The 22438-nt window shown below is 25.7% G+C and carries 18 protein-coding genes and 1 CRISPR repeat array; of the genes, 12 read left to right on the top strand and 6 right to left on the bottom strand.

Features of this window, described 5'->3' with window-relative positions:
• The first annotated feature begins 92 nt into the window (after positions 1-92).
• From EXC38_RS01660 to tpiA, 7 genes are all read left to right on the top strand, one after another.
• Entirely contained in the window at positions 93-2876 is a 2784-nt protein-coding gene (locus tag EXC38_RS01660) for an OppA family ABC transporter substrate-binding lipoprotein (RefSeq protein WP_129694611.1), read from the top strand.
• Positions 2877-2882: 6 nt separating this feature from the next.
• Positions 2883-4010 carry an ABC transporter permease gene (locus tag EXC38_RS01655; protein ID WP_129694610.1) on the top strand — a complete coding sequence of 376 codons (1128 nt, stop codon included), beginning with the start codon at positions 2883-2885 and terminating at the stop codon, positions 4008-4010.
• Positions 4011-4033: 23 nt separating this feature from the next.
• Positions 4034-5344, top strand: coding sequence for an ABC transporter permease (locus EXC38_RS01650; protein WP_004414519.1), 1311 nt, complete (start codon positions 4034-4036; stop codon positions 5342-5344).
• A 2-nt stretch (positions 5345-5346) separates the two neighbouring features.
• Positions 5347-6522: an ABC transporter ATP-binding protein gene (locus tag EXC38_RS01645; RefSeq protein WP_004414522.1), complete on the top strand. Its 1176-nt coding sequence runs from the start codon at positions 5347-5349 to the stop codon at positions 6520-6522.
• On the top strand, positions 6512-9019 hold the full coding sequence (locus EXC38_RS03615; RefSeq protein ID WP_129694609.1) for an ATP-binding cassette domain-containing protein: 2508 nt from the start codon (positions 6512-6514) through the stop codon (positions 9017-9019). The genes EXC38_RS01645 and EXC38_RS03615 overlap by 11 nt, the downstream gene beginning before the upstream one ends.
• A 98-nt stretch (positions 9020-9117) precedes the next feature.
• Positions 9118-9624: a hypothetical protein gene (locus EXC38_RS01635; RefSeq protein ID WP_129694608.1), complete on the top strand. Its 507-nt coding sequence runs from the start codon at positions 9118-9120 to the stop codon at positions 9622-9624.
• 47 nt (positions 9625-9671) lie between these two features.
• The gene (gene tpiA, locus EXC38_RS01630) at positions 9672-10400 is read left to right on the top strand and encodes a triose-phosphate isomerase (protein WP_129694607.1); all 729 of its coding nucleotides are present in this window, start codon (positions 9672-9674) and stop codon (positions 10398-10400) included.
• A gap of 31 nt (positions 10401-10431) precedes the next feature.
• On the opposite strand, the gene EXC38_RS01625 is transcribed toward tpiA, so the two are convergent.
• From EXC38_RS01625 to cas1, 6 genes are all read right to left on the bottom strand, one after another.
• Positions 10432-11286: an FAD synthase gene (locus EXC38_RS01625; RefSeq protein ID WP_129694606.1), complete on the bottom strand. Its 855-nt coding sequence runs from the start codon at positions 11284-11286 to the stop codon at positions 10432-10434.
• Between the two features lie 47 nt (positions 11287-11333).
• Positions 11334-12140, bottom strand: a complete 807-nt coding sequence (locus EXC38_RS01620; RefSeq protein WP_004414534.1) for a YcsE-related riboflavin metabolism phosphatase — start codon at positions 12138-12140, stop codon at positions 11334-11336.
• Positions 12141-12158: 18 nt separating this feature from the next.
• On the bottom strand, positions 12159-13007 hold the full coding sequence (truB, locus tag EXC38_RS01615; protein ID WP_129694605.1) for a tRNA pseudouridine(55) synthase TruB: 849 nt from the start codon (positions 13005-13007) through the stop codon (positions 12159-12161).
• Between the two features lie 214 nt (positions 13008-13221).
• A CRISPR array of direct repeats spans positions 13222-14512; the repeat unit is 36 nt; unit sequence GTTTTACTCTAATAAGAAATTGTACAGCACAAAAAT.
• Positions 14513-14517: 5 nt separating this feature from the next.
• A complete protein-coding gene (locus EXC38_RS01610) occupies positions 14518-15291 on the bottom strand; it encodes a hypothetical protein (protein WP_129694604.1) in 774 nt (257 codons plus the stop codon).
• The gene (gene cas2, locus EXC38_RS01605) at positions 15291-15623 is read right to left on the bottom strand and encodes a CRISPR-associated endonuclease Cas2 (RefSeq protein ID WP_040543496.1); all 333 of its coding nucleotides are present in this window, start codon (positions 15621-15623) and stop codon (positions 15291-15293) included. Before cas2 ends, EXC38_RS01610 begins: the two co-directional genes overlap by 1 nt.
• Entirely contained in the window at positions 15616-16485 is an 870-nt protein-coding gene (cas1, locus tag EXC38_RS01600; protein WP_129694603.1) for a type II CRISPR-associated endonuclease Cas1, read from the bottom strand. The genes cas2 and cas1 overlap by 8 nt, the downstream gene beginning before the upstream one ends.
• A 167-nt stretch (positions 16486-16652) precedes the next feature.
• Between cas1 and EXC38_RS01595 the strand changes: the two genes are divergently transcribed.
• The 5 genes from EXC38_RS01595 to EXC38_RS01575 all read left to right on the top strand — a co-directional run bounded on the left by EXC38_RS01595 (position 16653) and on the right by EXC38_RS01575 (position 22436).
• Positions 16653-16904 carry an RRXRR domain-containing protein gene (locus tag EXC38_RS01595; protein ID WP_318025088.1) on the top strand — a complete coding sequence of 84 codons (252 nt, stop codon included), beginning with the start codon at positions 16653-16655 and terminating at the stop codon, positions 16902-16904.
• A 196-nt stretch (positions 16905-17100) separates the two neighbouring features.
• A complete protein-coding gene (locus EXC38_RS01590; RefSeq protein WP_129694601.1) occupies positions 17101-17883 on the top strand; it encodes an MAGa4850 family ICE element protein in 783 nt (260 codons plus the stop codon).
• A 320-nt stretch (positions 17884-18203) separates the two neighbouring features.
• The gene (locus tag EXC38_RS01585) at positions 18204-19433 is read left to right on the top strand and encodes an integrative conjugal element protein (RefSeq protein ID WP_129694600.1); all 1230 of its coding nucleotides are present in this window, start codon (positions 18204-18206) and stop codon (positions 19431-19433) included.
• Positions 19433-21463, top strand: coding sequence for a type IV secretory system conjugative DNA transfer family protein (locus EXC38_RS01580; RefSeq protein WP_129694599.1), 2031 nt, complete (start codon positions 19433-19435; stop codon positions 21461-21463). The genes EXC38_RS01585 and EXC38_RS01580 overlap by 1 nt, the downstream gene beginning before the upstream one ends.
• The gene (locus tag EXC38_RS01575) at positions 21456-22436 is read left to right on the top strand and encodes a hypothetical protein (RefSeq protein ID WP_129694598.1); all 981 of its coding nucleotides are present in this window, start codon (positions 21456-21458) and stop codon (positions 22434-22436) included. The genes EXC38_RS01580 and EXC38_RS01575 overlap by 8 nt, the downstream gene beginning before the upstream one ends.
• Positions 22437-22438: the final 2 nt, after the last annotated feature.

Raw genomic sequence — 22438 nt, 5'->3', positions numbered from 1 at the left:
TTAATAAATCAGTTTAAAGTTTAAAGAATAATTGAACTAAAAATAAAAAAATAAATAACTTTATGTAATTATAAAAAAGTATGGAGATTAAAATGAAAAAATCAAACAAAATATGATTATCTTCTTTATCTTTACTAGCCGGAGCAGTTCCCCTGCTTGCTGTAGCATGTAAAGATCCAGAAGCAAAAAATAAATACGTATTTGAATATAGTTCACCATATAATCCACAAGCATTTTTACACGATGCTTCTAGATCATATGGATCGTTCATTTCAACTTCTACAACCCAACATACATCAGTTGGTTTAGTAAGAATTGAAAGCATTGGTGAACCTGAAGTTCAAAGTAAAGTTATCGTTGATGAATCTGGCAATGTGAAGGATACAAAAAGATATATTATTAATCCAACCTGAACAAAAAGAAGTTTAGCTTTAGCGAGTGCAGTTGTTGTTACAGATAATAATGGAACTGTTACAACTTTTGATTCTGATGAAGCTGAAGTTAAGACCCCCGCAAATGCCCAAGAAAATGGAGTACAATACTACACTTCACCTTCTGTAGAATTAAAATCAAATAACGAAAAATCAATTAACAGTGCTAACTTTGAATCAAAATTAAAAACTGCTAAAAAATTACAATTTGTTGTTCGTCGGGGTGTTCATTGAACAAATGAACAAGGTGAAGCTACAAAATATGAAATCAAAGCAAAAGACTTCTACTATTCATGACTAAGAACTTTATCTGTAAATCAATCATACAGAATTGAAAACGGTGGATCAGAAGAATTAGATAAACAAGCAGCTGAAGCATTATCTGATCCTTCATCAGTGGCTTTTACTGATAAAGAAAACTACTCAAATGATTATTTATTTACTTTATTTGGAATAGATCATAAAAAATTCTCAGTAGAAAATCAATTTATTCAAAAAGTCGGCGAAGAAGAAGCTGTAACATTTGAAAAAATCGAAGGTAAAGAAACAGCAAACTTTAATGAATTCTTTAGCAAATCAATTTTACAAGATTACACATTTGCTCCCGCTCCTTCTGAATATATTGATGAAGCAAATCAAACAGGGAATTACCCAATTTATAACTATATCGGTACACAAACAGATAAAACTACTGCTTTAGTAGAAAAAATTAAAGCTTTAGATAAAACTTCAAAAACTTATATTTCTGGAGCTTACTGATATGGTGTAAGTTTAAAAAACACATTATATAGTGGAGCTTACTACATAGCACCTCAAAAAGGACAAGAATTAGTTTTAAAGAAAAATAAAAACTACTATGACAAAGCATTTGTTGAAAGTAAAAATACAATTGAACAAATTGTTAATATTTACAACCAAGGTTTAGATGTTGATACTTTTGCAAAAAGAGTTTTTGATAAATATAAACAAGGTAAATTATCACAAATTTCATTTAGCCAATTAAAAGAAAACCAACGTGCTGAAATATTAAACGATGCTGTTAAATACGGCTTAAGATACACAAAAGTGGTTAATAAAAAAAGCCCATACTACCGTAACTTTAGTCAACCATTCATTAAACCAATCCCAACAGGTCAAAATGTTTCATTCTATGGATTTAATGATGCTTATGCAAAATTAGTTTATGGATCAACAAGAGAAGAACTTAAAACTGGTACAAATGATCCAGCTTCATATATTTCAGGAAAAGGTTTAATTTTTAGATCACTACTAAATGCCGCAATTAACTGAGATGAATTAGCTTCACAAGCAACTAATGGTCAAGCTTTCGCATGAATCGCTAAAGTAGCTGACGGATCTGCAATTGGTGGAAGTGATCAATCGAGTTCAAAATTTAAAACACCTGGTGATGTTAGAGAAAGAATTAACTCACTATTTGCACTTAAAGCAGATGGATCTGGAAAAATTGATTTTGGTGGTTCTTTAGGAAAGGAATTAAGTCCTTCAGAAAACGAAGAAGCTGCTAAAAACTTATCAACAAAAACAGAAAAATTAAAATCGGCAGGATTTGAATTAATTAAAGAACAATTAGCTGCTTTAATTGCAGAATTTGATAAAGAAAATCCTACATTAGCAGGACAAAATTTCGAATTTGAATATGCTTTCCCATATGTAAATATTCCAGCTGGATACAAAGTAGCATTTGCTAATATTGTTCAAACATTCAAAGAATTAAACCCAAGATTAGCAATTACAGTATTTAGTACTGATAATAAAGATGACCCTAAATTTGATAACTATAGAACTGGTGGAGCAAACGGAACAGAATTTGTTGCTTGATCATATGACTATGACTCAATAGGTTCAGGATATGATGGTTTATCATGAGGAGCTAACTTTATTCCAACATTAACATGAATAGCTGCAAATGATGCAAATGATAAAAATAAACTAATCAAAGAAAACTATCCAAAACTATATAAATTGGCAAAAGATATTGTTGAATATTCAAAAAAACCTACTCATGAATGAGTTGGTTCAGTTCCTTTTGATGAATTACATTTAGTAGAAAACAGATTTAAATCACAACGTCTACCATATACTGCCAACTATGAATTTAAGAAAAATGAAAAAGGATTCTATACTTTAGAAAGAACTGCTGAAGGAAAACCAAAACCTTGAGTAGCTCCCGAAGGAAAACACGAAACAGAAGCATATGCTTGAACAGCAGAATTCTGATTAAACTACATCCATGAAAAAACAAATGAATACGCAATTGGATTAATGGAAGAATTAACTTCATTCTTTAACGTTAACTTTACATTTAACACATTTAAACAAAGAAATGAATTTGGTCAATCATTAGTTGAAAAGAAATTTATCGTTCCAGACGAAAGTGTAACTGGTGTTTCAATATTCTCGGATTGAAAAATTAAAAACAATTAGGCATAAATGTTTAAATATATAACACAAAGAATAGCATTTGCTATTCTTACATTATTTATTATAACTTTTGTTGTATTTATTTTAGTTAGTGTATTTGGACAGAGTCCGATAAAAGCTATTGTTGAAAAAGAGCTTGCTAACCCTAAAAATAAACATACATATGAAGAATTAATACTCGAAAATGAAATAATTTTTGGGCTAAGATATGCAGATGGTACTCCAATTCCTATTTTTGTTAGATATTTCATATACATAGGAAATGTCTTTTCAGGAGATTTTGGCTTTATCATTAATAAAGAAAACAACCCGAGTCCTTCAGAATATACAAATATTCAACTATTATTCTTTACACCTTTAAAATATTCAATTAGAATTACCTTACCGGCATTTATTGTGAGTTCGATAAGTGGAATTACGATTGGAGTATTTGCTGGATATAAAAGAGGTAAGTTATTCGATTCAGGAGCTAACTTATTTGTCTTGATATTCGTTGCCGTTCCTTCATTCGTTTTAGCACCAATTCTAATTACTATTTCACTAAAAATCGGTATTCCAACTACCGTTCCAAGAGATGCTCTGGAACCATCATTTGGAGAATTATTTATTTCTTACTTACCACCAGTGTTAATTATTACTTTAACATCCATGGCTGTGTATGTAAGTTACACAAGAAACCAAGTTATTACAGTTTTAACATCAAACTATGTTTTAATTGCTAAAACTAAAGGTTTAAAACCAACACAAATTTTCTTTAAATACGTTTTAAGAAATATTTCTATTCCATTATTTAGCTTATTATTTGGTTCATTTTTAGGATTATTATCAGGATCAATTATTATTGAAAAATACTGAGATGTTCCTGGAACTAGCCAAGTTATTGCTAGATCATTCCCAACAGGTGAAATTAACATCATTATGTTCTCAACAATTTTCTTTACTGGTTTAGCTTTAGCTTCATCAATCTTTGTTGACGTAATGTTTGCTGTTTTAGACCCTAAAATAACATATGCTGCAAAAAATAAGAAAAATTACTGACTATTTTTTAAAGCATTTTTAGAAAGAAGAAAATTAGAAAAAGATTTATATTTAAAACGTCAATTAGAAAAACAAAATCAATTAGGTCAACAATCATAAGAAAGGTAGGTTAGAACAAAAAAATGGAAAATAATTTAGAAAACCAGATTAAAGATTTTAATAAGCAATATAAAATTAGTTCTGAACTATCTAAAAAGTTTGGTTTTATTTCAGAAAAAGATAAAGTTCAAACTTCTTCGATTGCAGGTAGACCTAAGAAAATGTGAATCGAAATTACAAAAAGATTCTTTTCAAACCCAGTTGTCGTAGTTTCATTATTAGTATTTACTTTTATTTTACTAGCTTCATTAATTATCCCAGCAAAAAGTGTTTCGCCATATCCACCAAACCAACCAATTAATCAATATACATTTATTGAATCATTGCCACCAATGTACAGCCCGATTGTAATTAAGGCAGGAACCAATACCGACCCTATTTTTAAATTTTATTTTAACCTAAAGTCAGATATTTCAAAACTATCCGAAGCTGATCAACAATTATGAAATCAATGATTCTCATTCTACTTAAACACAACTAATGTTTATGCAAATGATCAAGGTCAATTATTTATAAGTTATAATGCTTATCATTTATTTAGAGCCGGTGTTTTAAATGAGTTACTTCATAATGCTCAAAAAGAAGGTATTACCTTAACCAATGAATATGTGCAAGGAGAAATCTTGCCACAAATTCCGTATCTAAAAACTCTTTTAGGTACCTCAAGTACGGGATATGATATTTGAGTTACAACTTGATATGCAACATGAAGAGGTATCCAAATTGCTATTATTACAACTATTATTCAAGCAATTTTTGGAGTTACATTAGGAGCTATTTTAGGTTTCTATGCTGGAAAATTAATTGATACATTAATTATGAGATTAATTGATATTTTCAACTCACCTCCTACAATTATTTGAATTTTAATCTTTGTTGGTATTTTTGGAACAAACCAAATTTCATTAATATTAGCAATGTCGGTAGCAGGATGACCATTATTTGTTGGATTAACTAGAATGTATGTAATTACAGTTAAGAACGAAGAATATATTACCGCAGCAAAAGCTATTGGTGCTTCTTCTTCAAGACAAATCTTTGTTCACGCATTACCAGCAATTATTGGTAAGATTGCAAACTCATTCGTTAAAAACGTTCCTGGTGTAATTCTATGAGTTGCATCATTAGCATTCCTAGGATTCTTTAAAACTGGAAATGATACAAACTTAGGACAAATCTTAATTGAGTCAGCATCAGAAGCAGGACAAAACATTTGAATAATCTTACTTCCAACTTTAATCTTATTATTCTTATCATTATCATTAAACTTTATGGCACTTGGAATTCACGATGCACTTGATCCAAGAGTTATGAGTAAAGGAAAGAAAAAATAGTCATGGCAGATAAAGAATTAAATAAAGTAAAAAAGAATTTAAAAATTAAAATTTCAAAAAAATCTAAAACTGCACAAAAAAGAGGACATTTATTTTCAAAAATTCAATCTCAGGAAGTTTTAGAAGATAATAAATTATTAGAAGTAAGAAATCTTCATGTTAGTTTCCCTGTTGGAAGAAAGAAAACAATTCATATTGTTCGTGGCGTCGACTTAGATGTTTATCGTGGCCAAATTGTCGGTTTAGTAGGTGAATCTGGATCTGGTAAGTCTGTTACTTCAAAAACATTAATTAATGTTAATGAAAACGGACTTGTAAGTGCTGACAAAATTCAAATTGGCGATTTAGAATTAAGCAATATTCTTAAAAAAGAAAAATATTGACAACTTGTTCGTGGACAAAAAATTGGATACATCCCTCAAGATCCACTAACTTCGCTAAACCCAACTAGAACAATTGGAAAACAATTATTAGATGCTTTAAATAACAACGTTGATTGAATGGATAAAACCTATACCGAAAAGAAAGAGTATTTATTAGGTTTACTATCTACTTTTGGTTTAAGAAATGTTGATAAGATTTTTAGTGCTTATCCGCATACATTATCAGGTGGTATGAAACAAAGAATTGTTATTACCATGGTTGTTGCTTTAAAACCAGATTTAATAATTGCTGATGAGCCAACTACTGCTCTTGACCCAACTGTTCAAGCTAGTGTTCTTGCATTATTTGAAGAAATTAGACAAAAAATGGGTATTTCAATTATTTTAATTAGTCATAACATTTCTGTTATTGCTAAATTCTGTGACTTTATTTATGTTATGTATGCAGGAAGAATTGTTGAAAAAGGTTTGAAAGAAGAAATTTTTACAAGACCTGCTCACCCTTATACTTGAGCTCTTATTTCAGCTATTCCTGAATCGAAAGATGAAAAATTATACAACATCAAAGGAACTCCACCTGACATGGCAAACCTACCAGTCGGTGATCCTTTTGCACCTCGTAATGATTACGCTTTAGAAATTGATTTTATCAAAGAACCACCTTTAATTCCAATTACTCAAACTCACGCGGCAGCTACATGACTATTAAGTCCAGAAGCACCAAAAATTGAACTTTCAAAAGATTTACAAAAACGTTTAGATTTATTTAAAAAGGCATTCCAAAATGACAAATAAAAAAGATAGAAAAGTTATATTATCAATTGATAATCTTAAAAAATATTTTGTTAACCAAGGTATCATTAACAAAGCAGTTGATGGTGTATCTTTTGATGTTCACGAAGGAGAAATTGTCGGTCTTATTGGGGAATCAGGTTCAGGAAAAACCACAGTTGGTCGTACAATTTTAAGATTGTATGATGATTACAATGGATTTGTTAGACTAGAAGATAAAATTATTTCAGGTAAAAACATTAGTTACTCATTAAAAAAATATTTACGTAAGAATGTGCAAATGATCTTCCAAGATCCTCATGCTTCATTAAATAGCCAACAAAATATTTATACTATTTTAAAAGAACCTCTATTAGTTAATGGCATAATGAAACATAAAATTAATGATATTTTTAAGGATTGATTAGACGTTAAGAAAACATTTAAATATACATTCCAAATTCAAGCTATGAAATTGGAGTTACAAAACTATCAAGAAATAAATCGTTTAGCAGAACCATTTTTTACTAAATGAAAAAACATTTTTAATGATTTTAAATTTGATAATGATTTAAGTCGTGAAGATAACTTTTCATCATTTTATGCTTACTTAGAAGAAAAGCAAAAAATGGAAAGTATGATTATTAACAATATGTATTCAAATGCATCTTCATTAATTAATTTTTATTATGAAATGCAAAAAAAATACCGTGAAAAAGACTTGAGTCCTGAAGAGTTATCGTACGAGAATGCATTAGCTGATTATGAAGAGATTAAAAAATTAAGTAAATGATCAATTAAGCAACTAGAAATTAAAAATCAATTAGTAAAATTGTTATCAGAAAGAAAAGAATTAGTTAAAAATCATAAACAAAAAACTACTGAATCAAGAAATACTTTTGCTAACTTCCAAGTTGAAAATAAACACGAAAAAGGATTAGTAAATATTGCAAGATTGATGTCAACAGATTTAGATTTTTATCTATATAACTTAAAAAACGAGTATTTATTTAAGGCTAGAATTTCAACATTAAAAAATCTTCGTAATTCATTAACTCTTTTGGAATATGAAGATGTTAAAGAATTAGTTAAAGAACTAGAAAATTATGTTAAGAATTTCTATGAAAATGAGTTAGCTAAAATTGAATATTCAAAAACAATGCGTCAAGAAATTATTACAACTTTAAAAGAAAAATTTAATTTTAACTTTACAAAATACACAAAAATTTCTGAAGCAAATGAAGCAAAATTTGAAAAAGAATTATTTGAATTAGATAAACAAATTTCTGCATTAAGAAATTTATTAAAAATAAAAGAAACTCCAGAATATTCTAAAGAACAACTTGCAGAAGAACATCAAAAATTAAAATCTGCTCACGATATTTATCTTCAAGGACGTTCGAGATTTTTAGTTGATTATAAAAAATTAATTGATGATTTATATCAACAAATTAATAACGAAAAACAAGAATATTTACGTCTAGTTTCTGAACAAGAAAAATGCAACAATTTATATGAAAAATATAAAATTGAATTTAATAATTTTGTTAAGAAACAATATCAAGATAAAATTGAGGAATTAAACAAGCGAAAAACTAAAGTTGAAGTTACTTTAAAAGAAAATAAAGATAAAGAAAAATTAGAAAAAATTAAAAAAGATTTAAAACGTATTAATGAAAGAATTAAACAAATTAAGAAAGATGAAGATACTGTAATTAAAATGTATAATTCTGATATTGCTTTAAAAGAAGATACTTTAAAATCATTTAACATTGAAAGAGATTATTTAAAAAGAGACATTAAACACATTTATTTACTATTAGGTATTGACTATAAATGAGTAGAACTAAATCTAAATAAGAAAAATGATGAAAATGTTAATGTTGAAACTCAAAAATGAGCAAAGAGATTTAACTTCTTTGATTATAAAATCTCTTTCCCATTTGCTAAATATTTAATTTCTGAACTTTTATATAAAATGATTATCTATCGTTCACTTGAAGATGTGGGTCTATTAAAACAATTTGCTTATCGTTATCCACATGAATTTAGTGGTGGACAATTACAACGTATTGTTATTGCTAGAGCTTTAATAACCGAACCTAAAGTTATTGTCGCTGATGAGCCAATTGCATCGCTAGATATTTCTATCCAAGCGCAAGTTGTTAACTTATTAAAAGACTTATGTGTTCAAAAGAACATTGGGTTAATCTTTATTGCTCATGATTTGAGTATGATTGAATATGTTGCTGATAATGTTCAAATTATGCACTTAGGTAAAATAGTTGAAAGTGGTGTTACTGAAGCCATTTACAATAATCCATTACATCCATATACAATCAATTTATTCAAAGCAATTCCAAAAATTTCAAATGCTAACGAAAAATTCCAAAATGTCTCATTTAACTTAGATTATATTTATGAACAACAGTTCCCAAATATTCCTGAAAACTTCCAAGTTGATGAAAATCATTGAATTTATGGAACTAAAGAACAAATTGAAAAATGAGTTAAAAAATAATTAAAAATACATTAGGCTAATTAATAATGGCCTAATGTTTTTAATTGTTTAATTATTCTTTTTAATTAAGTATAATTTATACATTAAAAGGATAAGAAATGAGAAATAATTTAAAGAAAAAACCAAAACTAAGATCAAATAATTATTGAAGCCGTAGCTGAAGCAAAGGAAATATTGCATACTTTTTTATTTCTCTTATTTTAATGTCTTTATTAATTTTTTTAACAGGCTATTTTAAGAAACAGGATAGTAAGGTAATGACATGATCAAATGCGATAACTGTTGGTTGTGTTTTGTTTATTGCTATTCCAATTTTTGTTATTTTAATAAAGAAAGGTTTTGGTAAAGGACTTGCATTCTATTTTATTAATATTTACCATAACCATCGTATATCATCGCGTGCCAAGGCTAAATATACAGTTTCAATGAATCAATTTGAAAAAGATAAAATTTTAAATAGGGAAAGAAACTTATATAATAAAGAGCAAAATGATAAGCAAAAAAACAAATATTTAACAGAATCGACTAATTTAGCTTCATTTTTGATTATAGGGATATCATCACTAGTTTTATTAGTTGGATTATTATCTTTACATTTAAGTTAGAAAAAAAGTTTTAGAAAATTAATTTTATTATAAAAAAGGAGTCTAACATGAAATACTTAATTGGGAATTTTAAAATGAATAAAACTTTTTTAGAAGTTGAATCATATATTGATGCATTAACATATTTAATTTCTGAAAATAAGCAAGAATTAAAGGATCTTAAAATAGGAATTGCCCCTTCTTTTGATAGTACTTATATTTCATATAATAATCAAACTCGAAATTACTTATTTGGATTACAAAATATTTTTCATGAATTAAATGGTGCATATACCGGTGAAGTTTCATTAAATGTCGCTAAAGAAGCAAATATTGATTTTATTTTAGTAGGTCACAGTGAAAGAAGAAAGTTATTTAATGAAACTGATGAACTTATTAATAAGAAAATATTACAATTAAAAAACACTAATATTACCGCGATTTTATGCGTTGGCGAATCATTAGAAGAATTTGAATCTAATCAAACTTTTGAAGTTTTAGAAAAGCAAATTAAAAGCGCACTTAAAAATGTTCATAATTATTCAAACATTTTAATTTCTTATGAACCAGTTTATTGTATAGGTAATGGAATTACCCCAAAAGCACAACACATTCAAAAAGTTGTTGACTTCATTCATGAATTATTAGAAAAAAGCATTCCAATATTATATGGAGGATCGGTTTGTTGTTCAAGTATTGATTTACTAGAGCAAGTAGAAGGTTTAAGTGGATATTTAGTAGGAAAGGCTTCATTGAATGCTTATGAATTTATTAATCTAGCAAAAAAAATAAAATAAAATTAGGTTTTTTAAGCTTTTATAGCTAAACCTAATTTTTATTTATAAATCATTTTTTTGTTAATTCAATATCATTATCTCTTATTTCATTTTCATGATCTAAATTAATATGTCTGATTAAAGCTTCTAATTCAACGAAAATATCTTGATATTTACTTGGAATAATTTCTAAATCTAATAAAAAAGCTAAATTATCATTTTCATTATTTTGATCATTACTTATTTTAATTAAGCCGTGATATTCAATATCATCAATAACAAAGTTAGCAATATAAATTCCAGGTTTTATCTTCTTAATTTTGTTCGGGAAGGCAAAATTAAATTTGTTAAAGTTAGTAATAAAAGCATACTTTTCAATTAATAAATTATTAATGGCAAAAATATTACCTTCTTCAATCAATTCATTAATTAGGGTTGAAGAAATTTTTCTTTTTTGAATTTTTCTTTCATTTGCAACTGTAACATTAAAGAATTTACTTAAATATTCAATGTTTCCTAAACGACGAAAACCAAATTTAAAATCTTTACCGCAAATTACAAATTTTACTTTGTTTAATAATAAATTTTTACAAAAATCTTCATGTGAAACATTAAGATTTTCTTTATTTATATTAGCTAAAAAAACAAAATCAAAACCTAAATTAAATAATGTATAAAGTCTAGTTTGGGTTTGCATTGCTTTTTTATCTAAACCTAAAGCCCCTTTGTAAGTATTATTAAAAATCATAATTGCTAATTTTGTTTGCGGGTTAGAGATTTTTATATCCTTTGCAATTTTAATTAATTCATAATGCCCTAAATGTAATGTTTCAAAACTACCTAAAACCATTATCAAATCTTCTTTGATTTCAAAATCTTCTTTAAAGTTTCATTCAAAAATTTTCATATTAATAATTTTACTTTAATTAATAAATAAATAAAAATTTTACGACATTAGTCGTAAAATCCCTTTTCTTTTAATTTAAAATATGGACCATCTTCAGTAACTGGCAAACATATTTCATTTGCAACATTCTTAGTTACATCTTCTCCATTTCCCATAGCAACGCCCAATCCAACATGTTGAAGCATTTCAATATCATTTTCGGAATCACCAAAAGCAACCATTTCTTCGGGTTTAATATCTAAAAGATTCCCTAAAATATCTAACCCAACAGCCTTAGTAATACCTTTAGATGAAAGGAAAACTCCACCATTTCATGTAGCTAAAACCCACATATTCATATCATTTAGTTCAAAAAATTCATTAAGCTTTTTTGCTCATTCTTCTGGTTTATTTGTACTTATTGTAATCAAATAGTTCTTATCATCTTTTGATTCAAATTCTTTTTCAGAAATAAATTTATCCTTATAAGGCAAATAGAATCAGTGATTGATATTAAACAAATCATTATAATAACCTCATTTATCACCGACAAACGAAAATGATAATTGGTTTTTGTTAGCGAACTCACGAAACTTTACAAAATCTTTATATTCAATTGTTTGTTCAAAAATATACTCATTAGTCTTTAGATCAAGGATAAAAGTACCATTTGCGCCAATAAAATAATCAACATATGGATTATGAATTTGTTTTCCTACAGTAAAAATATCACGACCTGAACATAATACGTTAATATAGCCGTTTTCTTTTAATTTACGAAACATTTCTTTCATACGTGGTGTTAATTCATCGATACCAAAAGGTAATAATGTTCCATCGATATCAAAAACAATCATTTTGTAATTATTATTCATAATATTTACCTCCTTAGGTTAGGGGTTTTGAAATATACGGTTGAATAAAACTTTATTAAAGTTTATTAAACCGTTTTTTATTATCCCACAACCAATTATTTGATTTTTATAAATAAAAATGCCCTTATTATTTATGTTTTTTAATCTTTCTAGATATAGCACTTTTGATTTTATCAGCTTAACTTCGAAATCATTAAGTGTATATAATTCTACATTAAAAAGTGATTTTATATCAACTATTTTTTCATATTCTAAACTATCATTTAATTTTATTTTACCAATTGCACATCTTCTTAATATATTAACAACGGCATCGGTATTTAACATTAAGCCAATATCATGAATTAAAGACCTTATATATGTACCCTTTGAAACTTTGGCATAAATTGCAAAAGTTTGTGTTTCAAAATTAAACTCTTTTAAAGTTAATTCATATATTTTAATTTCGCACTCTTTTAAAGTTACTTCAATATTTTTTCTTGCTAAATCATAACTTCTTTGGCCATTTATTTTTTTAGCTGAAAAAATTGGCGGAATTTGTTTAGTTTGCTTTTGAATTTTTTTCAAAACGTCTTCAATTTGTTCTTTGGTAACTTTAGTTTTATTATCTAAATAAATAACCTCTTCACCTTCATCATAACTCCTCGAAGTGCAATGCAAGGTAGCTTTTACATAATATTCTTTAGTATCATTTACTAAATAAGAAAGAGTTTTTGTATCTTCATCTGTAGCTACAATTAAAAGTCCATCAGCTAATGGATCTAATGTTCCACTGTGCCCAATTTTTTTTATGTTATTTAGTTTTGCAAATTTTTTTATTGCAAAAAAGCTTGATTCTCCGCGTTTTTTATTTATTTTAAAAAACATAAAATTTATTCTCCTTCTTATTTTTTTTAATATATTTAAATGCTGATTTATTATATCAAGGAATTATAAAAAGGATGTGTAAAAAATAAGAACGTCAATAAAAAAAGAGTCAAAATATAATGAACCCCAAAAGTTGGACCAAGTAATTTGGAAAAACTTTTGGGGTTCATTATAGTTCCGGCTTACGAAAGTAAACTGGTGTCATATTTTTAATTTTTAATTCTAATAAGAAATTGTACAGCACAAAAATTTAGTAATGTTCGCAATTCTAATAGAATATAGTTTTACTCTAATAAGAAATTGTACAGCACAAAAATCTTACGCTGAACTAATAGAGAATAAGTTCGTTTTACTCTAATAAGAAATTGTACAGCACAAAAATACGTCTTGTTCGTAACTACCTAATTTTTTTGTTTTACTCTAATAAGAAATTGTACAGCACAAAAATACTACTATTTCGACTACACCGATGTATTATGTTTTACTCTAATAAGAAATTGTACAGCACAAAAATGGCTCAGCAAAAGCAAATTGTAAGACATTTGTTTTACTCTAATAAGAAATTGTACAGCACAAAAATTACCATTCAATAACCTCTTTTAATTCTTTAGTTTTACTCTAATAAGAAATTGTACAGCACAAAAATATAATCAGGAAAGTTATGAAGCTTTAAAAAGTTTTACTCTAATAAGAAATTGTACAGCACAAAAATAGTTTATCCAAACAATCTTCAATAAATATCGTTTTACTCTAATAAGAAATTGTACAGCACAAAAATACAATGATCACAATATCCACACGTATTGAAGTTTTACTCTAATAAGAAATTGTACAGCACAAAAATATTCATTTAAAGGCGCCAACTCATTTTCCTTGTTTTACTCTAATAAGAAATTGTACAGCACAAAAATACATAAATTGAGATGGTACTTTTATTATTCGTTTTACTCTAATAAGAAATTGTACAGCACAAAAATGGATTATTTATTAGGTTCAGCAAGGGAATCGTTTTACTCTAATAAGAAATTGTACAGCACAAAAATATGACTATATTAATGGGAATTATTTAAATAGTTTTACTCTAATAAGAAATTGTACAGCACAAAAATGGTTATAATAATCCTGATGAGTGATTTATTGTTTTACTCTAATAAGAAATTGTACAGCACAAAAATCAATACTGACGGTGATTCTCCCTTTACGGTGTTTTACTCTAATAAGAAATTGTACAGCACAAAAATAAATTAGGTAAAAAAAATGATGATAAAAAAGTTTTACTCTAATAAGAAATTGTACAGCACAAAAATATTCTATTCTCCTTCTTTATTTTCTTTAATGTTTTACTCTAATAAGAAATTGTACAGCACAAAAATCGCTTGCCTTTTATAAACCTTTTAATTATTGTTTTACTCTAATAAGAAATTGTACAGCACAAAAATAGATCCAGCATATTATTTGTCTGAAATTGAGTTTTACTCTAATAAGAAATTGTACAGCACAAAAATGTCATTTATTCAAAAAAACTCTTTTTTATGTCAAAAAAGTTAAATTTAAACTGTTTTTCCTCCTCTTTATTTAAGAAAAAATTTTCATTTTCTTTTATTTCTTTATTTTTAATATTTTCAAAAAAATTAATTACTGGAGTACAACTTTTAATATCAAAAAGAATTTCTCCATTATAAAAGCTTACTAGTTCTAACTGATTATAACTTTGAATATATTTTGTAAAATCAGAAGTTAAAATTAAAAAATTTAAATTACTATATTTAATAAGTTCTTCGATATTAATATATGTTAAGTCTTTTACTATAATTAATGGTTTAAAATTTGATGAGCTCAAAATATCTAATATATTTAATAAATTATTTTTACTAATTAAAAGTTTTTCGTTAATAGTAAATATTGATTTTATTAATTTATTGTTATCTATATCTTTAAATAAATATTCAAAACCAATTTTTAAATTAATTTGTTCGATAATTGTATCTACTTTTTCTTGATCTAAAATAATATTTGTATTTCAATTTTCATTGTTATTAATTTTTTCTTGGATTCATGACTTGCTTATTGAATTTAATATATCTGATACGTAGGATAAATTACTAATAATTAAACAATCTCTTATTGAGAAAGTATTTTCATTTATTCTTATTGATTTTTTACTTGTATTATTCTCATAATCAATTAAATTACGAATTAAATAATCAGTATTATCTTCTTCAACAATCTTAAAGTTGTATTTAGTCTCTAAGTTAAAGTTAATATCATTAAAAAAATTTCACATTATAATCTTATATACTCCTCTTCTAAATTATAAATTTCATTTTTTGCTTTTTCACCGTTTAATATTTCCATGTTTTGATATTGCTTTTCAGTTAATAGCAAAATTCTAACATTAGAATTTTTAGGTATTAATCTTAATATTTTTCTTTTCTCACTATCATATTCTGTATGTGTAGCTAAAATTTTTGCATAAATAGAATACTGGATTCTTATATAACCTAATTTATATAAATAATCAACAAATTTATTGTACATTTTTATGTCTTCATCGTTATTATAATAAATGTCATACATTAATAAAATACGCATTTCTCTTGTATACACCTTAATCAATTTCTGTTTCACTTTCTTCTAAATTTAGTAACTCATTAATAACAATGTCAATGTATCTAGAAAATTTAATAGTTTTATTCTTATAAACTATATATTTATTAAATGATTTAAATAAGGTTTCTTTAAATTCTTGAAAAGTTTTTCCGAAGTTTTCTTTATAAAAATCAAATACAATTCTATCAATTCAAAATCTAAAAGGTTCCATAAGATCACATGCTAAAGGAAAATTGTTATTAAAACTTTTGTGAAATAATGATATTCTATTATCTAAACCTTTAGAACAAATAAGTCTTGCAATTAAGCTTAATAGCACTGAATAACCATAATTTAAATAAATATTAATTTTATCTTCTGCATTTCTTTCTCTTGTAAAACCATTTCCAAATAAAATTTGAAAGTATAATTTTGCTGCATGACCTTCTCTATTTGTTTTATCGTAATCTTCAACATTTAAAATATAATTATTCATTTTTTGTATGTCTATATCATTAATTAAATCTAATGAAGTCAAATTGTATAAAGAATTTTCTATTTTTAGTTTTATTATTTTTTGTCAAATTAATGATTTGTATTTTATATCTCATTTAATTTGATTTTGAAAAACTTTATTATCATAATAACCATTATGAGGGACAATAATAGAGTTTGGTAAATGATTTTTGCAAATTATTATATTTACTTTTTTATCTACTAATTCGTTAATTACAGGAATGGATATATTTGTTCTTTCGTTTTCAAAAATAATCACTTCGATATTATTTATTGGAATAATTATCTTTTCTTCTTTTTGTTTAATAATTAAATTATTCAAAAATAAGCTTACATATTCCGATTCACTAATTTCTAATATTTTTTTATTCATTTTCAAATCCTTTGATATAATAAGTTTGTACAAAACAAAAATTTTTACTCTAATAAGGAATTGTACGCACAAAAACAAGGCGCTTTTTTACAAAAGTCCGCCGAACTTCCCGCCTAGCGGGTTTTTTTATTGCATAACTTCAAAAAAAGTATATAAAAGCCATATAATTAAATAATAGTATTATTATTAGAAAGGTTATAAAAATGAATAAAAAAGATGTGACAATTGGATTTGACCTAGGGATTGCATCAGTTGGTTGGTCAATTATTGATAATAAAACAAATGATATATTAAAATTAGGATCAAGGCTTTTCCAGGAAAGAGAAAAAGCTGAAGACCGTCGCAATTTTAGAAATATTAGAAGAAGAATTAGAAGAAGAAAATATAAAAAAGAAAAATTTATTAATTTGGATGTGTAAAAAATAAGTGTGTTAATAAAAAAGAGCCACCACTTCGGTGGCTTTATTTTTTAACACGAAAACCCTAACGTCTTTAATTTGTGTAAAAAAATAAATAAAAAAAATGTGGAGCCAAACAGCCCCAACAAACCTGCATACATTATATCATAGTTTGGGCCCGCATTTACAAAAAAAATAAAAATTTTTGGAGTAAATTATGAGCAAGGTATTAGATTACTACAACGCATCTGGATCAGAAAGAAAAATAATCGATATCAACAACGAATGATATAAGAGCTATAAACAAAAGAAATATGATAAATTATCAGCAAAAGCAATTTATCTAATTCAAACATTATCTAAATTAATTATTTCTGAAAGCTATGTTCAAGAGCTAAAAACTAATAAGGTTTTGTTAGAGCTTTTCTTAATGCTTTTAGCACTATCTAAAAAGTCTGTAAAAGAAGAGCTAAAAATTGAAAAAATAACATTCCAAGTTTTATTAAATTTTGGTTTTAAAAAGACTAGTTTAAAATTAGCAATTAGAAAATTATGTAAAATGAAAATTGTTAATTTCGAAAACGGGGTTATTACATTAAAGAGAAAAAATTTAAGACGTAAAAATGAGCAATATTTCGTTATTAAAAAAGACGACAATATTAAGTTGTTTTTACTAAATGGTTTAGAAACCGCTTTAATGCATATAAATTTAAAATTTAAGTCAAAAAAACTTAATGGAAAACGTTTCACAATTAAGAGAAACCAAACAAAAATTTATTACCAAACTGGATACTTTAGTAATTTTGGATGAAATAGACATAAAATTTATAAATTAAGAAAAAATGTTTGTAAATATTTGCTTGTTTTATTTAACCAAGTATTTAATGTTGTAAGAGAAAATTTTAAAGTTTTTGAAGAAAAAACATATCGGGGTTTTTGTTACAAGAAGTTTGTTGGTTGAGGATTCTCAACAAAAGTTTATATGTTAATGCGAATTTAAGTTATTTTTAAAAACTTTAAAAAACAGTGGGAAATAGTTTTGAAAAGCTAGTTTTTATTTTTAAAGAAAATAGTAAGTGCAATTCTTACCAAAACCACCATATGGCTTATCGCCTTCCAAGCCGCTGTTTTTAATAAGTAATTTAAATTAAGTCTTGAAGAAGGTTTTTTAGAAACCGTTATTTTAGTGTTAACTTTTTGAGGAAAATTACTAAGAAGTGTTTGATTCTTTATTTAAGAGGTCAAAATTAGCAACATAAATTATCTAACAGTAAGAAATATATATAAATTAATAGAAATAGAAAATAAAGGATATATATAATGAATAATATAAAAAGTAATACATTTATGAAATTAGAGTTTGCTAAATTTGGTTTAAGAAAAAAAGCAAATAAGGATACTGGCTTTGTACATGATTTTGAATTTTACACATCCGGAACGCATTTAGATTATATAACTAGAGATTCAGCTGTTTATTTACAAGATGATAATGTAAATAAAAGTATGTTAAAAGACGAATTTAAAACTTCTAAGTTAAGCTGAAGAGAATTTTTAAATAGTAAAGTTGCTGAAAATAATAAAAGTTTAGAAAATAAATCAGGCTTATATCGGCTTTTTGCTGATGATCCTACTGATCTAGATAAAACTGAAGAGAAAAAACTTTTAAGTAAAATTAGCACAAAGCAAAATGTTTGGGAGATGATAATTAATCTTGGTGAGAATGCTGTAAATAACTTCTGCATCGATAAATTTGAGTGAAATGATATTTTGAATGATAATTTAAAATCACTTTTGCAAAATAATAATATAAATCCTAATAATATAACTGGTCATTGGGTAATACACGCCAACACCGAGTTCCCACACTTACATTTACAATTTTGGGAAAAAGTTTCTAATGTTAATAATCATTATCGAAGCAAGGGAACATTCAAAAAATCAAGTTTGTTTATTTTTAGAGAGCTTATATTAAAGAAACTAACAAAAAATGAGGAATATCATAAATTATTAGATACTAAAAAAGAAATTTGGTCAGATAGAAAGTCATTAAAAAATATTTTTGAACTAAGTAATACTTATTTTTCTATTTCAAAAGATATTAATACTATTAAAACTTATTTAAAAGATAATCATCCAATTTATAGCAAAGCAAAAGAAAATATTAGAGTTAAGGAAGCAATATGAAAAGTCTTTGATTATGCTTCTGAAGCTAATCCTGAATTTAAAAGCCAATTTGACATATATAAAAACCATATTAAGGATATTAAAAAACAAAAGTTTAATGATAATTTTAATAAAAGTTTATTAGATAAATTTCTAGCTGATGAAGAGAAAGAACTAGAAAACCAATTTGGAAACTTAATTTTGAAAGCTTGCAAAAATTTTGACTTACCGAAGTTTAAAGCTTTTATAAATAATGATAATAATTCTGATATAAAGTGATTAATGCAAAAATGAGAATGAGAACTTGATAATATTTATTTTCAACAAAAAAGAGATGCTTTAGCAAAGTTTAATAAAAATATTAAGGTTAGAGGACAATTACAATAATGAAAAAACGAACTGTTTTAAACGATAAAACTAAAATAATTTTAAGTTCTATTTTTTCTTTTGTTATTTGACCGGCTGTAGCATTCTTTTTGATAGCAACATTAATGCTATTTATTCAAACCAAAAGTTTTAAATTAGTTTCCGAGTGAATAGGACAAAAAAGAAGTTATTTTAATGATGTTTTAAATTTTTGAAAGATTAACAACACCTATCGTAATTTAGGAATATTATTTATTTTTATCGGTTCTGGTTTGCTTATGTTAATTTTTAATTTTCATATGGTTGTTAATAAATTGAAAAATAAAATAGCGAAGAAACGTGATGAGGAGTTTTCACAATGGCTTTATAATCAAATAACTCAAGAAGGAAACTTTAATAAGTTTAAAAAGAAGTTTAAGTTAAGAATTCCTAATTTTATTCTTGGTAATTTAGCCTTGAAGAAAACTAGATTTAACTATTATGTTAATAACTCAGATGCTCATGCAATTTGTTTAGGAATTTCCGGGTCTAAAAAAACAGAAAAAGTAGTTATTCCGAATTTACACTATAATGCAACATTAGAAAATGATAAAAAACCTAATATTATTATTACCGACCCTAAAAAACAAATACTTTCCAGAACGGGGAATATGTTTCTAGAAAATGGTTATAACATCACGGTTTTTGATTTTAATGATTTTCAAAAGTCTTTATGTTGGAATCCATTAGAAAAAATATGAAACACTTTACATTTAAAAAAATTAGAGGATTTAACTGATATCGACTATTCACTAGCTTTCGAGCAAATATATGAAATAGTAAATAACTTAAATTTTGGTAATAGTGCTAATTCTTCTGAAAGTACTATTTGAGTTGATAACGGGAAGAATGCTGTTGTTGCTGTATTAAAGTTTTTATTAATTTATTCTTTAGAAGATCCAAAATTTGAACTTAAATATTTTACGTTAGCTAACATTTTACCTTTTTTAAACTTAAAGGAATTTAAGGATGGTTATTGACTTAAAATTATTTTTTGAAAACAAACAAAAAATATTTATTGAAAAAAACTTTTTGATGAGGTTTACGCTTTAAGTTCAACGGTTAAAGAAACATTATCTGGATACTTAGCTAACGCTTATAAAGCTGTACAAGTTTTCTCTTCTAATTTAAATGTTAATAAAATTACAAGTAATATTACTTTTAGTATTCGTAAAACAATTAGAGATGTTAGTAAACCATTTGTTATTTTTATTTGTTTTCCTGATCATAAAGATATTTACAATAATTTAATTAGTTTATTAATAACTCAAATTTATCAAGAGGCGATTGATTATGCTAATTCTTTACCTTCACAAAAATTAAAAAGAATGCTTCAATTTTACTTAGAAGAATTTAACAGCTTATATTTACCTAATATTCCTGATTGAATGGCTATTTCCCGTTCTAGAAATATTCTATTTTTATTAGTTATTCAAGATTATGAACAACTTCAAAAATATACTATTAGTGGAAAAAGTGGGAAGGCAATTATTTCCCAGGCTAGATTAACATATTTATTAGAAACTAATAGTATGGAAACTTTGAAAGCCTTTTCTGAAAGTTTAGGACAAAAAATAGTAGAAAGAGAATCTACTACAAAAAATAAAGATAATACTTCAATTACAATATCAGAATCAAAAGAAACTTTAATGTCAATATCAGATCTTAAATATAAGGATGCTGATGCGACAATTATTTCATCGGGCGGCAATAAGCCTATTTTATTAAATCTTAAACCAGCTTATGAATATTTAAAGTATGCTGATTATGAACATAATACAAGTTATATCACAATCGATAATAACGAAACGTGAGACTTTTCTAAAATGGAACCATTATCTTTTTCCATCCACGATGAAAAAACACTTTATAATAGGCTAGAAATTGCTGATATTAAGCACACTGATATTAATATTAACGATGAATTTCTAAAAGCAGTTTCTAAGCTTGAGGATTCAAGAGAAAAATTAATATGTTCAATGAATGTAAATAAGGAGATAAATAATGAGTAATAATGAATTTAACGGAAATGCTTTAGACGAAGATTTTTCATATGACAAGTCTAAAAGTTTTGAATTTCAAAAGAAACAACACCACGAAAAAGTTCAACAAGCAATTTTAGAAGTAAAGGATTTAATTAGTGAAAGTAAAAATTCGTTACCTTTAATTTCTTTTATTTTAAACAGCGCTTTAAAAACTTATTTTCGTTTTAATTTAATAAATACAATTTTTCTAAATAATCAACTAACTACGGTTTCTGATGTTAGAACAAAACGTGAATGAGAGAAAATGGGTGGAGAAGTTATAGATGTTGATAATCCGCTTCAAATTATTTCAAGTTTTGCAACAAATAAAGACAATAATATTTTTGATAATTTTAAAATACAAAAAGTATATGATATATCTCAAACTTCTTTGTTTGATCAGAATTTATTAGAGAATCATATAAGAGATTTTTATGAAAAAAATTATTTAATTGATGAATTTTTCTTAAACTTTTTTATTAAAAAATTAGAAACTTTAAAAAAGATAAAAGTTGAAGAATTAGACTTTCAAGACTTTTTTAGAAGTATGAATAAATATTCTAAATTTGGTAATCTAAAAGCAGTTCATTCATTAAATACAAAAACTATTTGAATTAATAAAAGTTTAGATTTGCAAGAAAAATTTAAAAGCATAACTCACGAATATTTACACTTAGTTAATCAAGATGATTATGATAAACTAACAAATGGAAAAAATGAGTTAATAATTAATCTAACAGAGTATATTATTTTAGGAGTTCTAAATATTGAAACTAATATTAATTTTATAAATGAAATTACAAACTTGGAAATTAATGATAATTTTAAAGATTATTATGAAATATTAAACAGTGCAATTAGATTATCAAAGGATACTTATGATTTTTTCCAAGAAGTATTTCAAAACTTTTTATCACAAAGGGAAAAAATAATCGCGCGTTTCAAACTAAGAAATAAATAAAT

Source organism: Mycoplasmopsis arginini, assembly GCF_900660725.1.
GTDB classification, from domain to species: domain Bacteria; phylum Bacillota_I; class Bacilli_A; order Mycoplasmatales; family Metamycoplasmataceae; genus Metamycoplasma; species Metamycoplasma arginini.
Note: the sequence above shows the minus strand (reverse complement) of the source record. Positions and strands in the feature narration are given on the sequence as shown.